Annotated in this window: 17 protein-coding genes; 9 read left to right on the top strand and 8 right to left on the bottom strand. The window is 67.9% G+C overall.

All coding sequences use genetic code 11. From position 1 onward, the window contains the following. The first annotated feature begins 43 nt into the window (after positions 1-43). Positions 44-1,762 carry a bifunctional ribonuclease/(p)ppGpp synthase gene (gene relZ / locus FHR72_RS10840; protein ID WP_183467977.1) on the top strand — a complete coding sequence of 573 codons (1,719 nt, stop codon included), beginning with the start codon at positions 44-46 and terminating at the stop codon, positions 1,760-1,762. A gap of 6 nt (positions 1,763-1,768) precedes the next feature. On the opposite strand, the gene FHR72_RS10835 is transcribed toward relZ, so the two are convergent. Both FHR72_RS10835 and FHR72_RS10830 read right to left on the bottom strand, forming a co-directional pair. Next, entirely contained in the window at positions 1,769-3,208 is a 1,440-nt protein-coding gene (locus FHR72_RS10835; protein ID WP_183467976.1) for an APC family permease, read from the bottom strand. A gap of 195 nt (positions 3,209-3,403) precedes the next feature. After that, positions 3,404-4,012 carry a TetR/AcrR family transcriptional regulator gene (locus tag FHR72_RS10830; protein ID WP_183467975.1) on the bottom strand — a complete coding sequence of 203 codons (609 nt, stop codon included), beginning with the start codon at positions 4,010-4,012 and terminating at the stop codon, positions 3,404-3,406. A 115-nt stretch (positions 4,013-4,127) separates the two neighbouring features. Between FHR72_RS10830 and FHR72_RS10825 the strand changes: the two genes are divergently transcribed. Beyond that, on the top strand, positions 4,128-4,973 hold the full coding sequence (locus FHR72_RS10825) for an alpha/beta hydrolase (protein WP_183467974.1): 846 nt from the start codon (positions 4,128-4,130) through the stop codon (positions 4,971-4,973). Here FHR72_RS10825 and purD read toward each other — a convergent pair. Next, positions 4,970-6,238, bottom strand: a complete 1,269-nt coding sequence (purD, locus tag FHR72_RS10820; protein WP_183467973.1) for a phosphoribosylamine--glycine ligase — start codon at positions 6,236-6,238, stop codon at positions 4,970-4,972. The two genes, FHR72_RS10825 and purD, sit on opposite strands and share 4 nt — an antisense overlap. 117 nt (positions 6,239-6,355) lie before the next feature. On the opposite strand from purD, the gene FHR72_RS10815 reads away from it, so the two are divergent. Together FHR72_RS10815 and FHR72_RS10810 are read left to right on the top strand one after the other, a co-directional pair. After that, entirely contained in the window at positions 6,356-7,651 is a 1,296-nt protein-coding gene (locus FHR72_RS10815) for a cytochrome P450 (protein WP_183467972.1), read from the top strand. Positions 7,652-7,664: 13 nt separating this feature from the next. Beyond that, positions 7,665-8,279: a TetR/AcrR family transcriptional regulator gene (locus FHR72_RS10810; protein ID WP_183467971.1), complete on the top strand. Its 615-nt coding sequence runs from the start codon at positions 7,665-7,667 to the stop codon at positions 8,277-8,279. A gap of 50 nt (positions 8,280-8,329) precedes the next feature. On the opposite strand, the gene FHR72_RS10805 is transcribed toward FHR72_RS10810, so the two are convergent. The 5 genes from FHR72_RS10805 to FHR72_RS10785 are packed head-to-tail and all read right to left on the bottom strand — an operon-like array spanning position 8,330 to position 13,143. Beyond that, on the bottom strand, positions 8,330-9,562 hold the full coding sequence (locus tag FHR72_RS10805; protein ID WP_183467970.1) for a hypothetical protein: 1,233 nt from the start codon (positions 9,560-9,562) through the stop codon (positions 8,330-8,332). Beyond that, entirely contained in the window at positions 9,546-10,016 is a 471-nt protein-coding gene (locus FHR72_RS10800; protein ID WP_183467969.1) for a carboxymuconolactone decarboxylase family protein, read from the bottom strand. Before FHR72_RS10800 ends, FHR72_RS10805 begins: the two co-directional genes overlap by 17 nt. Continuing rightward, positions 10,013-10,885: an NAD(P)-dependent oxidoreductase gene (locus FHR72_RS10795; protein WP_183467968.1), complete on the bottom strand. Its 873-nt coding sequence runs from the start codon at positions 10,883-10,885 to the stop codon at positions 10,013-10,015. The genes FHR72_RS10800 and FHR72_RS10795 overlap by 4 nt, the downstream gene beginning before the upstream one ends. Further along, positions 10,882-11,643, bottom strand: coding sequence for an SDR family oxidoreductase (locus FHR72_RS10790; protein WP_183467967.1), 762 nt, complete (start codon positions 11,641-11,643; stop codon positions 10,882-10,884). The genes FHR72_RS10795 and FHR72_RS10790 overlap by 4 nt, the downstream gene beginning before the upstream one ends. A gap of 30 nt (positions 11,644-11,673) precedes the next feature. Continuing rightward, complete coding sequence (locus tag FHR72_RS10785) at positions 11,674-13,143, bottom strand: aldehyde dehydrogenase (RefSeq protein WP_183467966.1); 1,470 nt, start codon at positions 13,141-13,143, stop codon at positions 11,674-11,676. Positions 13,144-13,316: 173 nt separating this feature from the next. Between FHR72_RS10785 and FHR72_RS10780 the strand changes: the two genes are divergently transcribed. Genes FHR72_RS10780 through FHR72_RS10760 form a run of 5 tightly spaced genes read left to right on the top strand, consistent with a single transcriptional unit; the run spans position 13,317 to position 17,563 of the window. Further along, the gene (locus FHR72_RS10780) at positions 13,317-13,913 is read left to right on the top strand and encodes a TetR/AcrR family transcriptional regulator (protein ID WP_183467965.1); all 597 of its coding nucleotides are present in this window, start codon (positions 13,317-13,319) and stop codon (positions 13,911-13,913) included. Between the two features lie 22 nt (positions 13,914-13,935). After that, positions 13,936-15,144, top strand: coding sequence for a cytochrome P450 (locus FHR72_RS10775; protein ID WP_183467964.1), 1,209 nt, complete (start codon positions 13,936-13,938; stop codon positions 15,142-15,144). A 17-nt stretch (positions 15,145-15,161) separates the two neighbouring features. Then, the gene (locus FHR72_RS10770) at positions 15,162-15,989 is read left to right on the top strand and encodes an SDR family oxidoreductase (protein WP_183467963.1); all 828 of its coding nucleotides are present in this window, start codon (positions 15,162-15,164) and stop codon (positions 15,987-15,989) included. Next, positions 15,986-17,341 (top strand): lanosterol 14-alpha demethylase, encoded by a 1,356-nt coding sequence (locus tag FHR72_RS10765; protein WP_183467962.1) that lies wholly within the window; start codon positions 15,986-15,988, stop codon positions 17,339-17,341. Before FHR72_RS10770 ends, FHR72_RS10765 begins: the two co-directional genes overlap by 4 nt. 15 nt (positions 17,342-17,356) lie before the next feature. Beyond that, positions 17,357-17,563, top strand: coding sequence for a ferredoxin Fdx (locus FHR72_RS10760; protein WP_183467961.1), 207 nt, complete (start codon positions 17,357-17,359; stop codon positions 17,561-17,563). The last annotated feature ends 1 nt before the right edge of the window (position 17,564 follow it).

Here is a 17,564-nt window from a genome sequence, read left to right as displayed (position 1 = left end):
TTATCGGCGCGTGTGCGGCGCGGCTTTCGGGCACAGTAGCGGGATGCACTTCGTCGGACTCGACCTCGCATGGGGTGAGAAGAACCAGACCGGCGTCGCGGTGATCGATTCCGACGGACGCCTGCTGCATGTCGGGGCGGCCCACGACGACGACAGCATCGAGGCTGCGGTCGCGCCGTACACCGGAGACGACTGCCTGGTCGCCATCGACGCCCCGCTGATCGTGAAGAACGCGACCGGCCACCGGCCGGCGGAGACGCAGTTCAACCGGGACTTCCAGCGCTTCCAGGCCGGGGCGCGTCCGGCCTTCACCGACCGTCCGGAGTTCAAGCATCCGCGGGCGGCGCGGGTGGCCGAACGTCTCGGACTCGACGTGGATCCGGCGTCGACCGCCAGGCGGCGCGCCATCGAGGTGTATCCGCATCCCGCGACGGTCGTGTTGTTCGACCTGGAGAAGACCCTCAAGTACAAGCGGGGCCCGTTCGAGGACCGGCAGCGCGAGCTGTTGCGCCTGATGACGCTCATCGAGGGTCTCGACGACGCGAGCCCGCGACTGCGCGTGAACCGCAGTGCCGCGTGGGTCGAGTTGCGCAGACGGGTGGAGGCGGCGACCAAGCCGAGCCACCTCGACCGCGACGAGGACCCGGTGGACGCGGTCATCTGCGCCTACGTCGGCCTGTACTGGTACTGCCGGCCGGAGGACGTGACGATCTACGGCGACATCGCCTCCGGCTACATCGTCACCCCCTCGCTGCCCACCGCCCGCGAGCCCAAGACCGCGACGCCGCGGAACTCCACACCCACGGCGCCGTCGCCGGTGGTGGCCGAGTACGCCGAACGCAGGCCCGCGCTCGTGGCGGCCACCGACCACTACCTGGCGCTGGTCACCGGCCTGCTCGACGATGCGGGAATCAACTATCTGTCGGTCACGGCACGCACGAAGAGCGTCGATTCGTTCGCGGCGAAGACGCAGCGCCTCGGCCCCGACGGCACGCCGCTCTACACCGAGCCACTGGTGGAGATCACCGATCTGATCGGTCTGCGCGTCATCACCTATCTTCGCGAGGACGTCGCCACCGTCGCCGACCTGCTGGCCGAGGAGATGCGTCTGCTCGACGACCGCGACATGGGCCAGGAGACGGCGCGCGAAGGGCGCTGGGGCTACGCCAGCCGGCACCTGCTCGTCGGAGTCGAGGGGGTCCAGCAACCCGCGTCGATCCAGGTGCGCACCGTGCTCCAGCACGCCTGGGCCGAGTTCGAGCACGAAATCCGTTACAAGGGTTCGATTCCCGCCGCCCATGCGCCGGACCTGGACCGGCGCTTCACGCTGGCCGCCGGGCTCCTCGAGCTCGCCGACCGCGAGTTCTCCGCCGTGCGTGAGCGGTTGCGGACCACGACTCCCGACACGAACGCCCCGGAGACCACCAGCGATCCCCGGATCCCCACGGCGGTGCTGGCCACCTATCTGGGCAACAGGTTCCCGGACGCCGGGTGGTCGCGCACCGACCACTACGCGTGGATCGCGGGTCTGCTCCTGGATCTGGGCATCGACTCCATCGACGAGGTGGACACCGTGCTCGACGGCATCGACACCGACGCGGTGAACGCCGCGATGGACTACCGCTATCCAGCCGGCGCGGTACGCCGGCTCGACGACGCGCTGCTCGCGGTTTACGGCACCGACTACATTGCCCTGCAGGGCAATTCGCATCGGGTCAAGCTACTGGAGGCCCGGCTGGAACGTCTGCACCCGGCTCCGTAGCACGCATCAGTCCGGCGCCGACCCCAGATGGGTCGGGTCGGTGATGTGCGCGTCGCGAATTCCGAGCTGCTTGTTGATCAGCTGGGTCAGGAAGAAGAGCAGGATGCCGACGACGACCAGGCCGCCGGCGACGATGTACTGCTGGGCGGGCCGGCCGGAGAACGGCAGGACGAGGTAGAGCGAGGCCAGGAAGCCGATCACCGGGAGGGCCGTCGGAGTCGTGAAGTGCCCGCCCGACTGCCGGACGTCACGCCGCAGCACCAGCACGGCGACATTCACGACGGCGAACACCGTGAGCAGCAGGAGGCTGGTCGTCCCGCCCAGGATCGAGATCGCGTTGCTGCTGGCCACCGTCGACACGTACGCGATGAGCCCGAACGCGATCAGGGTGGTGAAGATGATGGCCACCCACGGCGAGCGACGCGTGGGGTGTACCGACCCCAGCACCGGAGGCAGCACGCGCTGCCGGGCCATGCCGTAGATCAACCGGCTGGCCATCAGCATGTTGATCAACGCCGTGTTCGACACCGCGAACATCGTGATGAACGGCAGGATCGTGTCGATCGGGAGCCCCGGGGCGCCCGCCTTGACGACCTCCACCAGCGGGGTGTCGCTCTTCTCCAGCTCGCCGACGGGGACCAGCGCCACGGCGACGATCGACACCAGGATGTAGACCACGCCGGCGATGGACAGGCCGGTCAGCAGGATCTTGGGGAAGGTCCTGACCGGATCCTTGGTCTCCTCGGCCATGTTGACCGAGTCCTCGAAGCCGACCATCGCGAAGAAGGCCAGTGACGTGGCTGCCGTCACCGCCAGGAACGTGTTCTTGTCCGTGGCCGTTTCGAAGGCCACCACGCGGCTGAAGTCCACGTCGCCGCCGCCGGTGAACGCCCACAGCCCGACCAGGATCACCAGGAGCAGGCCGGTGATCTCGATGACGGTCAGGACGACGTTGAGCTTCACGCTCTCGCCGACGCCGCGGAAGTTGATCGCAGCCAGTGCGGCCATGAACAGCAATGCCAGCAGCAGGACGCCCGCCTTGGGCGCTTCGTCGACCCCGATACCGGTGAACAGGTTCGCCGCGAAGGCTCTGGAAGCTGTTGACGCCGAGGTGATTCCGGAGCACATCACGATGAAGGCGACCAGGAAGGTGATGAAGTGGATGCCGAAAGCCTTGTGCGCGTAGAGCGCTGCGCCTGCAGCCTGGGGATACTTGGTGACCAGTTCCAGGTAGCTGAAAGCGGTGATGGTGGCGACGGCGAACGCCACCAGGAACGGAAGCCATGCCGCTCCGCCGACTTCGGCTGCGACATCGCCCACGAGCGCGTACACGCCGGTGCCGAGAATGTCGCCGACGACGAACAGCAGAAGCAGCCCCGGGCCCATCACCCGCTTGAGCTCGGGCTGCTTCTCCGCGCTGCCCGGGCTGACCGCTGATTCTGACATCACGCCCCCTTCACTGATTCGCTCGAATCATCCATCATCGACCAGTGGGCACTGCTGTGCAGTGTCAACGGGATAATCCGAACCGGTTCCGTGTTGCACCCGTGATGCCGGGAACCGCGCCGCGGCGCCAACACCTCAGTGTCCCGGCGAATTTCACCAGACGGGTGTAACCAACCGGCACGCGAAGCAAACGCGCTAGTTGAACGGCGCCAGGACGTCGATGACGTCGATGAGGGTGGCCCGCGCGGTCGCACGGGGTCCGTCCCCGTCACCGACCAGGGCCGCCACCACCGCGCCGTCGACCGCGCACACCAGCGCGGTGACCAGTTCGGCGCGCACCGACCGGCCGGACCGCTGGACGACCTCGACGACGGCCTCGCTGCGCTGCCGCAGGATCCTGCGCTGGATGTCCCGCAGGCTGGGCTGCCGTGCGCACGCGATGTAGCGCTCGTACCGCGAGATCATCTGTTCGGTGACGCGTTCGGGATTGTCACCGATCAGGAGGTCGACGAGGATGTCTGCGGTCGACTCAGCGCCGCGCCGCCGGCGCGACAGTGCCTCGACGCGGTGCCGCAGATGTTCGCTCTCCCTGGTGCCGACGTGTTCGACGGCCTTGGCGATCAGGTCGTCCAGCGAAGAGAAGTAGTAGGTCGTCGACGCCAGTGGCAGACCCGCACGGCGCGCGACGGCGCGATGGCGGACCGCATCGAAGCCCCCTTCGCAGAGCAGGTCGGCGGCAGCAGTGACCAGCGCGTACCGTCGACGCTCTCCCTTGGGAGTGACCGCTGCTGTCACGCCTAGCATGCTGCCAGTCACAGGGTTTCGACATCGGTGTTTCGCCGAATCGTCGGGCCTCAACCTGGCCGGACGGCCGGGTCACCCCGGCAGCCCGCGACCGCCCGGGTGCGATGATGGCGCCATGCCGACCATGAACCGCCGGGACATGCTCGCCCTGGGTCTGCGCACCGGACTCGTCACCGCAGGGGTGACCGCCATCGGCGCCGCCGCGTCCTCGGTGACGTCTTTGTCGTCCGTGGCCTCAGCCGCCCCACCGGCACCGACCTCGGCGACGGGAACGTTCATCTCCGCCGCGCGTAGCGGAGCGGCGACCGGGTGGGCGATCGCCCGCCCGCCGGGGCAGACCCAGCCCCTGCGTCCGGTGATCCTGCTGCACGGCAAAGACTCCTCGGCAAGCACGGTGATGTCGATGGGTGTCGAGCGGTTCCTCGCCGACGCGGTGGCTGCCGGGTTGCCGCCGTTCGCGATCGCCGCCGTCGACGGCGGCAACGGCTACTGGCACCGGCGGGCGTCGGGCGACGACTCCGGGGCGATGGTGCTCGACGAGTTCTTGCCGCTGCTGGGCGAGCAGGGTCTGGACACCTCCAGGGTGGGCTTCCTGGGCTGGTCGATGGGCGGCTACGGCGCGATGCTGCTCGGCTCGCGGCTGGGCCCCGCCCGTACCGCCGCCATCTGCGCGGTCAGCCCGGCACTGTGGACATCACCGGGCGCCGCGGCCCCCGGCGCCTTCGACGACGCCGCCGACTACGACGCCCACAGCGTGTGGGGATCGGCCGCCCTCAACGAGATACCGCTGCGCATCGATTGCGGGTTCGACGACCCGTTCGCCGCCGCGACCGAACAGTTCATCGCCCAACTCGCCTCGCCGCCCGCCGGTGGCTTCTCCCCCGGCGGGCACAACGCCTCGTTCTGGTCCTCGCAGCTGACCGCCGAGCTGAGCTGGATGGCCCCGCTGCTCGTCGCCTAGAGGCTGATGCGGCCCTCGGCGGCGGCCAGACCGATGTCGCTGCGAAAGTGGCTGCCCGGCAACCGGATCCCTTCGAGTGTGGCGTAGGCGGATGCGCGCGCAGCCGTGAGATCGTCACCGACCCCGACCACCGAGAGCACCCGCCCACCCGAGGAGACGACACTGCCGTCGTCGCGCCGCGCGGTGCCGGCGTGCAGAACAGACGGGGCGTCCGCACCGTGGATGACGTCGCCGACGCGGGGCCGGCCCGGGTAGTTCTCGGCGGCCAGCACCACGGTGACCGCTGCGCCCTCGCGCCACTGCAGCGGCTGCTGGTCGGACAACTCGCCGGTGGCGGCCGCGCGCAACAGCTGCCCGAGGGGGGATTCGAGCAGGGCCAGCACGGCCTGGGTCTCGGGATCGCCGAAGCGGCAGTTGAATTCGACGACGGCCGGACCCTCGGAGGTGATGGCCAGCCCGGCGTACAGCAATCCGGAGAACGAGCTCCCGCGCCGGACGAGTTCGGCGGCAACGGGTTTGACCACGTCGTCGACGATGCGCGCCGTGACGTCCTCGGGGAGCCACGGCAGCGGCGTGTACGCCCCCATGCCGCCGGTGTTGGGTCCGGTGTCACCGTCGCCGACACGCTTGAAGTCCTGCGCGGGCAGCAGCGGCACCACCGTCTCGCCGTCGACCACGCAGAACAGCGACACCTCCGGCCCTTCGAGGAAGGATTCCAGGAGCACCGGATGACCGGCGTCGAGAAGCCCGGCGGCATGGGCGCGGGCGGCGTCGCGGTCCGAGGTCACCACCACGCCCTTGCCTGCGGCCAGCCCGTCGTCCTTGACGACCCAGGCGGCCTGGCCCGCCGCGGGCCCGAATCTGTCCAGGGCCGCGTCGAGGTGGGCGGGGTTGTCGACGATCTCGCTGAGCGCGGTGCGCACCCCTGCGGTGGTCATGACGTCCTTGGCGAACGCCTTGGATCCCTCGATGCGCGCGGCGTCCTTGGTCGGGCCGAAGCAGGCGATCCCCGCGGCGCGCACGGCGTCGGCGACACCCAGCACCAACGGCACCTCGGGCCCGATGACGACGAGATCGGCACCGATGCCCCTGGCCAACGCGGTGACCGCCTCGCCCGAGCTCACGTCGAGCTCGTACTGGTCGGCCACGGCGGAGGTGCCGGCGTTGCCGGGCGCCACCGACAACGCGTCCACCTCCGGATCTCGGCGCAGTGCGAGCAGCAGCGCGTGTTCACGGGCTCCGGAACCAACCACCAGGACGTGCACAGATGCCCACCCTAATGGCTACGCACCCATCGGCACCCACCTCACCGGCCATACAGCTTGTCGCCAAAGTGTATGGTCGAAAAGACCGTGCCCCACATCACACAGGAGACGCGTCCGATGACCGCCGAAGACACCCGGGCCCAGAGCTGTCCCTTCCTGCCCCAGGGGTACGACTTCACCGACCCGGACGTGCTGCTCGAGGGCATCCCGGTCCGGGAGTTCGCCGAGCTGCGCAGGACGGCCCCGGTGTGGTGGAACGCGCAGGAGGAGTCGATCTTCGGCGACGGCGGCTACTGGGTGATCTCGCGGCACGAGGACATCAAGGCGATCTCCCGGAACAGCACGGTGTGGTCCACGAACGCCAAGGGTGCGGTGATGCGGCTGCCCGACGGCGTCACCGCCGAACAGCTCGACCTGACCAAGGCGCTGTTGATCAATCACGACGCCCCCGAGCACACGCGGCTGCGCAAGATCGTGTCGAGGCTGTTCACGCCGCGCGCGATCGCCGGGATGGAGCGCAAGCTGGCCGGGGCCGCCCGCGAGATCGTGCGCGCAGCCGCTCAGCGGGATTCCGGCAACTTCGTGGAGGACGTCGCGACCCGGCTTCCCCTGCTGGCCATCGCCGACCTCATCGGCGTACCCGAGGACGACCGCGAGAAGCTCTTCCACTGGACCAACGCGATCATGAACACCGACGACCCGGACTTCGACTCCGATCCCACGACCGCCAACGCGGAGTTGATGGGCTACGCCTACACCATGGCCGAGGAGCGTCGGCGCTGTCCGGCCGATGACATCGTCACGCGCCTCGTGCAGGCCGGCATTGGAGATGGCACGGGGAACGGCACAGGGGACGGCCCGGGGGACGGCGCCGACGCCGAGGAGCCCATGAGTGAGGTCGAGTTCGCGTTCTTCGTGATCCTGCTCGCGGTCGCCGGCAACGAGACCACGCGCAACGCGATGACCCACGGCATGAACGCCTTCCTCGACAACCCGCAGCAGTGGGAGCTGTTCACGCGCGAGCGGCCCGAGACGGCCATCGACGAGATCATCCGCTGGGCGACGCCGGTGCACTGCTTCCAGCGCACGGCTCTGGAGGACGTCGAGCTGGGCGGGGTCACCATCTCCGAGGGCCAGCGGGCGGGCCTGTTCTACAGCTCGGCGAACTTCGACGAAACCGTCTTCACCGATCCGTTCAGCTTCGACATCCTGCGTAATCCGAACCCGCACTTGGCCTTCGGCGGCAACGGCGCACACTTCTGCATCGGGGCCAATCTGGCGCGCATGGAGATCAAGCTGATGTTCCACGAGATCGCCGACCAGATCCCGGACATCTCCAAGCTGGCGGAGCCCCAGCGGCTGCGTTCGGGGTGGATCAACGGCGTCAAGGACCTGCAGGTCGCCTACAGGTAGCCGCGATCGCGAGGTGGCCTATGGTTCCTTCGTGCGCACCCACGGTTGGTCAGGGGCTAAGCCGGCCTCGGACGAGGAGGCCGTCGCCCGCATTCTCGAAGCCGCGGGAAAGGCCATCGAGGAGCGCGGTGCCGACTTCAGCATCTCCGACGTCGCGCGCACCGTCGGCGTCACCCGCCAGACCGTGTACCGGTACTTCTCCAGCACCGAGGCACTGCTCGTGGCCGCGGCGGTCCACGCGGTGGACGGATTCCTCGACCGGCTGACCGCCCACCTGTCCGGTGTCACCGAGCCGCCCGAGGCGGTCACCGAGGCTGTCGCCACCGCTTTGGAGTGGTTGCCCCGGGAGAAGTACATCGGGCTGATCATGGTGCCCGGCGGGTCCACCCACATCCAGTCGGTGACCTCGGACATCGCGCTGCGGTTCGGCCGAGACATGGTCGGCAGGCTCGACGTCGACTGGGCGGCATACGGATACCGCGACGCCGACCTCGATCAGCTGTCGGAGCACCTGCTGCGCATCATCCAGTCGTTCGTGCTCGACCCCGGCCGACCGCCGCGCAGCGGAGACGAGCTGCGCGCCTACCTCCGCCGGTGGGTCGGCAACGCACTGTCCGCCGGCAACTGACCGAGTCCCCGAGAGTCCCCCGAGAGTCCCCCACCGAGGCACTCGGCGAGTCAGACGACAGTCAGCGGCAGCGACGTGCGGCCCTCGAAGACCCAGGACGCCCCACCGGACACCTTGCACACCGACACCTCGGAGAACTCCTTGGCGGGGGTGTCGGTCTCGATGACGCGCACCGTCCAGTCGGACGCGGTCCCACTGAGTTCGGCACGCAGATGCGGATCGACGGCCTGCACGACCGCCTGGATCGGCCGGTCGGCCGCCGGTGAGACCAACGAGATCCACGCGCCGTCCTCGTAGGCGGGGGACGTGCGCACGTGCAGATGGTCGGCGTCGACGGAGACCGACACGTACGCGGCCGGGTTCAGCAGCGGGTGCAACTCGAGCACCCGAAGCGCCCCGGTGGCGTCGGCGGGGATGTTCAACGCGTTCTTGATGCGTTCGGCGGCGACCCCGGCGATACCGGTCAGCGCCTTGTAGCGGATCGACTCCTCCAGCGCCACATCGCCGTTGGCGCGCGCCCGGACGGCGAGGGTGAACGACAACACCAGCAGGTGCATCTGCAGGCACACCTCGTCGGCGATGCGCACCAGCGCCGAGTGGGAGAACGCGCCGAAGTCGACGTCGGAGACGAGGGGGCCGGAATAGTCCGCCTGACCCTCGTCGTCGGGGTCGATGGCGTCGAGTTCGGTGTGGTACGCGCGGCTGGCGCCGATGATGTCGAGCTGCGGGATGAAGTCGACCTCCGGGTAGGACTCGTCGATGATGACCGTCCACGCGCAGTGCGGGTGCCGGTCCGACGGCGCCCTGGGGGGCCGGTGAATCGGCCGCACCTGACACCGCCGGTTGGTCGCCAGCGCGGTCGCGTCGAATGTCGGGTCCTCGATGTCGTGGCACATGCCGCGCACGTAGTCGTCGCCCATCGGTTCGACGTCGAGCAACGCACCACAGTGGTCGAGGTGGAACTCGCCGTGCCAGCGATCATGGACCGTGTAGCGGAAATCCATGAACTGGGGCGGCGCGCCGATATCGAGCTGCAGCCCCTTGAAGATGGTGATGATGTCGACGCCCTCGTACTTGAGCGCCTTCTGCATCCGCTTCGTGTAGAGCGGGCTCGCGCCGGCCCATTCCTCGATCGCGATCTGCACCATCGCCTCGCGGCCGAACGACGAGATGCACCAGGCCATTCCGGAGCGGTCGATCAGCTGACCGATCAGCAGCAGCTCCGGGACCAGGGTCGCCAGCTCCTCGCGGGAGAGCGCGGCGTACCTACTCATCGGACTCATCGTGCACCGTTCCCCCGGAATGCATCTGGACCGCGGCGTTGACGTTGGCGCGCCTTTCTGCGGCCTCGTCCTTCTCACCGCCGCGCTCGGCGGCCTTCTTGCGCTTCTTGATCACCTTGCTCACGGCGCCGTCGAGCTTGCTGCCGAGCGGAAAACCCAGGTACTGCGTCAGGAAGACCGCCATCTCCTTGAGTTCGTCGCCGGTGAGCTCGTCGTTGTGCAGCGCCGCATTGGCCTGGATCTCGGCGAGGTCGCTGTTGCCCAGGGCCGCGACGGCGGTCAGCGTCATGATGCGTTTGTCGCGCATCGACAGCCCCGGCCGGGTCCAGATGGTGCCGAACAGGTGGTCGACGGTGAGGTCGAAGAAGGGATCGCCCTGGATGTCGGGCATCTCCCAGCCGTACACCTCGTTCATCTTCTCAAGGCCCTTGCGGCGCAACTCGTCTGAGCTCATGGGGTCACTTCCTGTGTCGAATTCGCAGCGGGCACACCCAGTCCGGCGGCCAGGTCTCGGAGGGCGATCTCGGCCAGCGGAAGCTCGACGCCGGTCTCCTCGCCGAGCCGCAGGGCCAGCTTCAGATCCTTCTCCCCGAGCCCGCGGGTGTGGACGAACATGTCGTGGAGGAAGTGGTCCGACGTCAGCGGGGACATGTCGTCCCTGACGATGATCGCGCCGGGCCCACCGCTCTGGGCGTCGCTGTGCCGGACCACCCGTCCCAGCTTCTGCAGGTCGAGACCCGAGGCCTCGGCGAGCTTCATCGCCTCGCACGCCGCGGCGAAGCCGATGAAGGTCAACATGTTGCGGGCCAGCTTCATTCGCGTGCCCGCGCCGGGTTCGCCGGCGCGGACCACCATGGAGGCCCACTTCTTGAAGACCGGCTTGACCCGGTCGTAGGCGTGCTCGTCGGCGCCCACCATGACGGCCAGCTCGCCCTTCTCGGCGGCTCCCGCGCCACCGCTGACCGGGGCGTCGACCACGTGGACACCCCTGGGCCGCAACTGCTCGGCCAGCTCTCCGGCAGTCGCCGGCTCGATGGTGGAGTGGATCGCGATGACGGTTCCCGGCTCGGCGTGGGCGCCGAGCTCGGCGACGACCTCGCGCACCTGCGCATCGTTGAGCACGGTGACGCTGATGACGTCGGCCCGGGCGACGTCGGCGATGTTGTCGGCCAGCGTGGCGCCGAGCTCGGCCAACGGGGTCATCGCCTCGGTGCGGACGTCGAACACGATGAGCCCGCCCGGCCAGTCGACGAGGCGCTTGGCCATCGGCGCACCCTGGTTGCCCAGGCCGATGTAGCCGAGTTTCAGATCGTGGGCGCTCACCTGATGATCTGCCCGCCGTCGACGTTGAAGATCTGGCCCGTGACCCACTTGGCCTGGTCGGAGAGCAGGAACAGCAGCATGCCGACCAGGTCGTCGGGTTGGCCCATCCGCGAGAGCGGAATGCCCTTGACGATGTCGGCCACCATCTCCTGCGGGGTGGTGGTCCGGTTGGCCTCGGTGTCGATCGGCCCGGGGGCGATCGCGTTGACGCGGATGTTCTGCCCGCCCAGTTCGGTGGCCAACTGCTGGGTCAGGCCGTTGATGCCTACCTTGGCCAGCCCGTAGAAATTGGAGTACAGCCACGCCGCGGTGGAGGACTGGTTGACGATCGCGCCGCCGCCGCGTTTGGCCATCTTGCGGTACACCGCCCGGGTGCAGACGAGCGCGCCGTCGAGGTTCACACTCATGAACTTCTTGTAGTAGTCCCAATCGACGGTGATCAGGAAGTCGAGCTTCATCCCGCCGAAGATCGCCGCGTTGTTGACCAGGTAGTCGATGCCGCCGAACTCCGAGAGCGCCTGTGCGGCCATCTCCTTGGCCGAGTCGGGGTCGGACACGTCGACACGCACGGCGAGCGCGTTGCCACCCTCGGCCTTGATGCCGTCGGCGACCTTCTGCGCCCCCTCGGTGTTGATGTCGGCGACGACGACCGCCGCGCCCTCGCGGGCCAGCGCCTCGGCGTACGCCTGCCCGATACCGCCTCCGGCACCGGTGACGATCGCCACCTTCTCCGTGAACTGGTCGCCGTACAAACCCATGTCGTCCCTTCCTGAAGTCCGAGCGTCTCGTCAGTTGGCTGCTGTGGCAATCGCTTTGATCTCGAGGTACTCCTCGAAACCGGCGACGCCCATCTCCCGGCCGATACCGGACTGTTTGTAACCGCCGAACGGCACGTCCGCGGAGTACCACACCCCGCCGTTGACGTTGACGGTGCCGACCCGCAGGCGCGCGGCGATGCCGGCGGCACGGTCCGGATCCCCGGAGAACACCGTGCCGGAAAGTCCGTAGGGCGAGTCGTTGGCGATCCGGACGGCGTCGTCGTCGCCGTCGTGGGCGATGACGGTCATCACCGGACCGAAGATCTCCTCGCGGGCGACCTTGGCGTTGTTGTCCAGGCCCGCGATCACCGTCGGCTCGATGAAGAACCCGGTGTCGCGGTCGGCGGGACGTCCTCCGCCGCAGGCGAATCTGCCACCCTCGTCCACGGCCGAATCCAGGTAGCTCTGCACGCGGTCGCGCTGACGTTCGGAGATCACCGGGCCACAGATCGTGCCGGGATTCGTCGGGTCGCCGGGCTTGAGACCGCTCATCGTGGCGGCGGCGGCCTCGACCGCGGCGTCGTAGTGCGCACGGGGCACCACCAGTCGCGTCGTGATGGCACACCCCTGCCCGGCGTGCATCGACGCCGTGAACGCCGCCATCGAGCAGGCGCCGGCCAGATCGGCGTCGTCGAGCACGAGGAATGCGGACTTGCCGCCGAGCTCGAGGAACACCTTCTTCAAGGTCGCAGCCCCGTCGGCCATCACCGCGCGACCCGTGTTCGTCGAACCGGTGAACGAGACCATGTCGACCCGCGGGTCCTTCGACAGCATCGCGCCGACACCGTGGTCGCTGGAGGTGACGATGTTGATGACGCCGGCCGGGAAGTCGGTGTGCTCGGCGATCAGCTCGCCGAGCACCGCGGCGGCCCACGGCGTGTCGGGAGCAGGCTTGAGCACCAACGTGTTTCCCGCCGCCAGCGCCGGACCGATCTTGGCGAGGTTGATCTGGTGCGGGAAATTCCACGGGGTGATCGCCCCGACGACGCCGATGGCTTCGCGCGCGACGGTGCGGTGGGTCTTGATACCCATCGGCGAGGCGATGCCCAGATCGGTGGTCCACTGGTAGGACTCGGCGGTGTCGGCACAGAACGTCAGGTCCTCGACAGGACCTTCGAGCTGGGCGGCCGACGTCAGCATGCGCGGAGCGCCGACCTCGGCGATGGTCAGATCGCGCAGCTCTTCGATGTGGTCGCGCATCGCGTCCTGCAGCTGCCGGATGCAGCGCACCCTCAGAGCGGTGTCGGTCGCCCAACCCGTCTCGTCGAAGCTGCGCCGTGCCGCGCCGATCGCGGCGTCCATGTCGTCGGCCCCGGCATCGGCCGCCACGCCGAGGGTCTCCTCGGTCGCGGGATTGATCGTCGGGAACGTCCCTGCGCTGCCTGCGACCAGCTTGCCGTCGATGAGCAGTGAGCTTTCGCGATCGGTCAGGATTGCCATCCGACCTCCTGTATCTGATTCCTGGACAACTGTCCGACAGAGTTCTTCCGAACCATAGCCGCAGACGGCGATGCCAGGCAAGGGAGCCGTTCCATCTCGCCGAATCAATGCATGTGAGCGGCATTTTCAGCGCTTCGCTTGCCTACGGACACCCCGTCCGATAACTTGGACATGTGTCCAGTGATGCTGTTGCCGCGCTCACATCCGAGCCGGCGCAGCCGCCTCGCAACCGGCGGCAGGAAGAGACGTTCCGCAGAGTTCTGGCGGCCGGCCTCGACATGCTGCGCGAGTCGTCCTACGCCGATCTGACGGTGCGCGCCGTCGCCGCGCGGGCCAAGGTCGCCCCGGCGACCGCCTACACCTACTTCTCGTCGAAGAACCACCTGATCGCCGAGATCTACCTCGATCTCATGCAGCGCGTCGACTACTTCACCGACGTCAACGACAGCACCGCCACCCGGGTGGAGAAGACGCTGCGCACGATGGCGCTGACACTGGCCGACGACCCCGAGGTAGCCGCGGCCTGCACGACGGCACTGCTGTCGGGCAACGACGCCGCGGTGCGCACCGTGCGGGAGAAGATCGGCAGCGAGATCCACCGGCGCATCCGCGCGGCGGTCGGCCCGGACCCGGATCCGCGCACACTGGCCGCCCTGGAGATGACGTTCTTCGGCGCACTGGTCAACGCCGGCAGCGGCGCCTACACCTACCACCAAATCGCCGACCGCCTCAGCTATGTGGTCGGGCTCATCGTCGGGGAGGACCGTTGACCTTCAATGCCGGAGGCATGACATGACCATCAGCGAGGTGGGGCTCGATCCCTACAACTACGACTTCCACGAGGACCCCTACCCGTACTACCGGCGGTTGCGCGACGAGGCCCCGCTGTACCGCAACGACGAACTGGGTTTCTGGGCGCTGTCGCGCCACCGCGACGTGCTGCAGGGTTTCCGCAACAGCACGACGCTGTCGAACAAGTTCGGCGTCTCGCTCGACCCGGCGTCGCGTGGGCCGCACGCGTCCAAGACGATGTCGTTCCTGGCGATGGACGATCCCGACCATCTGCGGCTGCGCACCCTGGTCTCCAAGGGGTTCACCCCGCGCCGCATCCGCGAGCTCGAGCCGCGGGTGACCGAGATCGCGGTGCAGCATCTCGACACCATGCTGGAGATCGCGCGCGACGGCGGAATCGTGGACTACGTCGATGAATTCGCCGGCAAGCTCCCCATGGACGTCATCTCCGAACTGATGGGAGTGCCGGAGGTCGACCGGGTCCAGGTGCGGGCCTGGGCAGATGCGGTGATGCACCGCGACGAAGGCGTCACCGACGTTCCGGACTCCGCGATCGAGGCCTCGCTGAACCTGATCGTCTACTACCAGGAGATGGTCGCCGAACGCCGCAGGAAGCCCACCGACGACCTCACCACGGCCCTACTGGAAGCCGAGATCGACGGTGACCGGCTCACCGACGACGAGATCATCGGCTTCATGTTCCTGATGGTGATCGCCGGGAACGAGACCACCACCAAACTGCTTGCCAACGCCGCGTTCTGGGGACACCGCAACCCCGACCAGCTCGGCCCGGTGTTCGACGACCTCGAACGGGTCCCGCTGTGGGTGGAGGAGACGCTGCGCTTCGACACGTCCAGCCAGATCCTTGCCCGCACGGTGCAGGGTGAGCTGGAGCTCTACGACACCGTGATTCCCGACGGTGACGTACTGCTGCTGCTTCCGGGTTCGGCACATCGCGACGAGCGCGTCTTCGACGATCCCGACGACTTCGTCATCGGCCGTGAGATCGGCTCGAAGCTCATGAGTTTCGGCAGTGGCGCGCACTTCTGCCTCGGCGCGCACCTCGCGCGCATGGAGGCCCGCGTCGCCCTGGCCGAGTTGTTCAAGCGAATCCGCGGATACGAAGTCGACGAGGCCAATGCCGTCCGCGTCCACTCCAGCAACGTCCGCGGATTCGCTCACCTTCCGATGTCTGTCCAGACCCGCTGAGAACTGAAAGGCCAGGCATGCCCCGCTTCGAACCTCTGCCCGACCGGCGCCCCGCTCTGGTTGCCGGCGCCTCCTCCGGCATCGGTGAGGCCACCGCGATCCGCCTCGCACGCAACGGTTTCCCGGTCGCCCTCGGCGCGCGCCGGGTGGAGAAGCTCGACGAGATCGTCGGCAAGATCCGCGCCGACGGCGGCGAGGCCATCGCCGTGCACCTCGACGTGACCGACCCGGACTCGGTGAAGGCGGCCGTCGAACAGACGACCTCGGAGCTCGGCGACATCGAGGTCCTTGTCGCCGGGGCGGGCGACACGTACTTCGGCAAGCTCGACAGCATCAGCACCGAGCAGTTCGAATCCCAGGTGCAGATCCATCTCATCGGCGCCAACCGCGTCGCGACCGCAGTGCTGCCCGGCATGATCGAGCGCCGGCGCGGCGACCTGATCTTCGTGGGATCCGATGTCGCCCTGCGTCAGCGGCCGCACATGGGCGCCTACGGCGCGGCCAAGGCGGCGCTCGTCGCGATGGTCACCAACTACCAGATGGAACTCGAAGGCACCGGCGTGCGCGCCTCGATCGTGCATCCCGGCCCGACCAAGACCTCGATGGGCTGGAGCCTGCCCGCGGAGCTGATCGGCCCCGCACTGGAGGACTGGGCGAAATGGGGTCAGGCCCGCCACGACTACTTCCTGCGCGCCGACGATCTCGCGCGCGCCATCACGTTCGTCGCCGAAACCCCGCGCGGCGGGTTCATCGCGAACATGGAACTCCAGCCCGAAGCTCCGCTGGACAACGCCCCTGCGGACCGCCAGAAGCTGGTTCTGAACGAGGAGAACCTGAACAAATGACCACTGCGATCGTCCCCCGCGTCTCCGGCGGCGAAGAGGAGCACGGGCACCTCGAAGAGTTCCGGACCGACCCCATCGGACTGATGAAACGCGTCCGCGAGGAGTGCGGGGACGTGGGCTGGTTCCAGCTCGCCGACAAGCAGGTGGTGATGCTCTACGGCGCCGAGGCCAACGAGTTCTTCTTCCGGTCCAGCGACAGCGAGCTCAACCAGGCCGAGGCCTACCCCTTCATGACACCGATCTTCGGCGAGGGCGTGGTGTTCGACGCCGACCCGGAGCGGCGTGCCGAGATGCTGCACAACACCGCCCTGCGCGGAGAGCAGATGAAGGGCCACGCGTCGACCATCGAGAACGAGGTCAAGAAGATCATCGCCGACTGGGGCGACGACGGCGAGATTGAGCTGCTCGACTTCTTCTCGGAGCTGACGATCTACACCTCGACGGCGTGCCTGATCGGGCTGAAGTTCCGTGAGCAGCTGGACAGTCGCTTCGCCCACTACTACCACCAGCTGGAGCGCGGCACCGACCCACTCTGCTACGTCGACCCGTATCTCGACATCGAGAGCTTCCGGATCCGCGATGAGTCGCGGGTGAAACTCGTCGAGCTCGTCCAGGAGATCATGGACGGACGGATCGCGAATCCGCCGAAGGGCAAAGAGGATCGCGACCTGCTCGACGTACTGGTCTCGATCAAGGACGACGAGGGCAACCCCCGGTTCACCGCCAACGAGGTGACCGGGATGTTCATCTCGCTGATGTTCGCCGGGCACCACACCAGCTCAGGCACCTCGGCGTGGACGCTGATCGAGCTGATCCGCCACGCCGACACCTACGCCGAGGTGTGCGCCGAGCTCGACGAGCTCTACGCCGACGGCCAGGAGGTGAGTTTCCATGCACTGCGCCAGATTCCGAAGCTCGACAACGTCGTCAAGGAGACGCTGCGCCTGCACCCGCCACTGATCATCCTGATGCGCGTCGCGCAGGACGAGTTCGAGGTGAAGGGTTTCCCGATCCACAAAGGCGACTTCGTCGCGGCCTCCCCGGCGATCTCCAACCGGATCCCGGAGGACTTCCCCGACCCTGACGCCTTCAATCCGGATCGCTACAACAAACCCGAGCAGGCCGACATCGCTAACCGGTGGACGTGGATCCCGTTCGGCGCCGGCAAACACCGGTGCGTGGGCGCCGCGTTCGCGCAGATGCAGATCAAGGCGATCTTCTCGGTTCTGCTGCGCGAGTACGAGTTCGAGATGGCCCAGCCAGCGGAGAGCTACCACAACGACCACTCGAAGATGGTGGTGCAGCTGGCCCAGCCGGCGAAGGTGCGCTATCGCCGACGAGTGAAGGCTTGAGCAAGGCGTATCGACATGGGCTGCTACCGAGTGGAACTCGACGAAGACCTGTGCCAGGGCCACGCCATGTGTGAGCTCGAGGCACCGGATGTCTTCAGGGTGCCCAAACGCGGCGTCGTCGAGATCCTTGACGCAGAGCCGCCCGACGAACTCCGCGATGCCGTGGAGATGGCCGTCGACATGTGTCCCACCCGCGCAATATCGATCACAGAAAAGGATTAGC

It is taken from the genome of Mycolicibacterium iranicum, from assembly GCF_014190915.1.
Lineage (GTDB): Bacteria > Actinomycetota > Actinomycetes > Mycobacteriales > Mycobacteriaceae > Mycobacterium > Mycobacterium iranicum_B.
The sequence above is the reverse complement of the archived record's forward strand: the minus strand, read 5'-3'. Positions and strand labels throughout refer to the sequence as shown.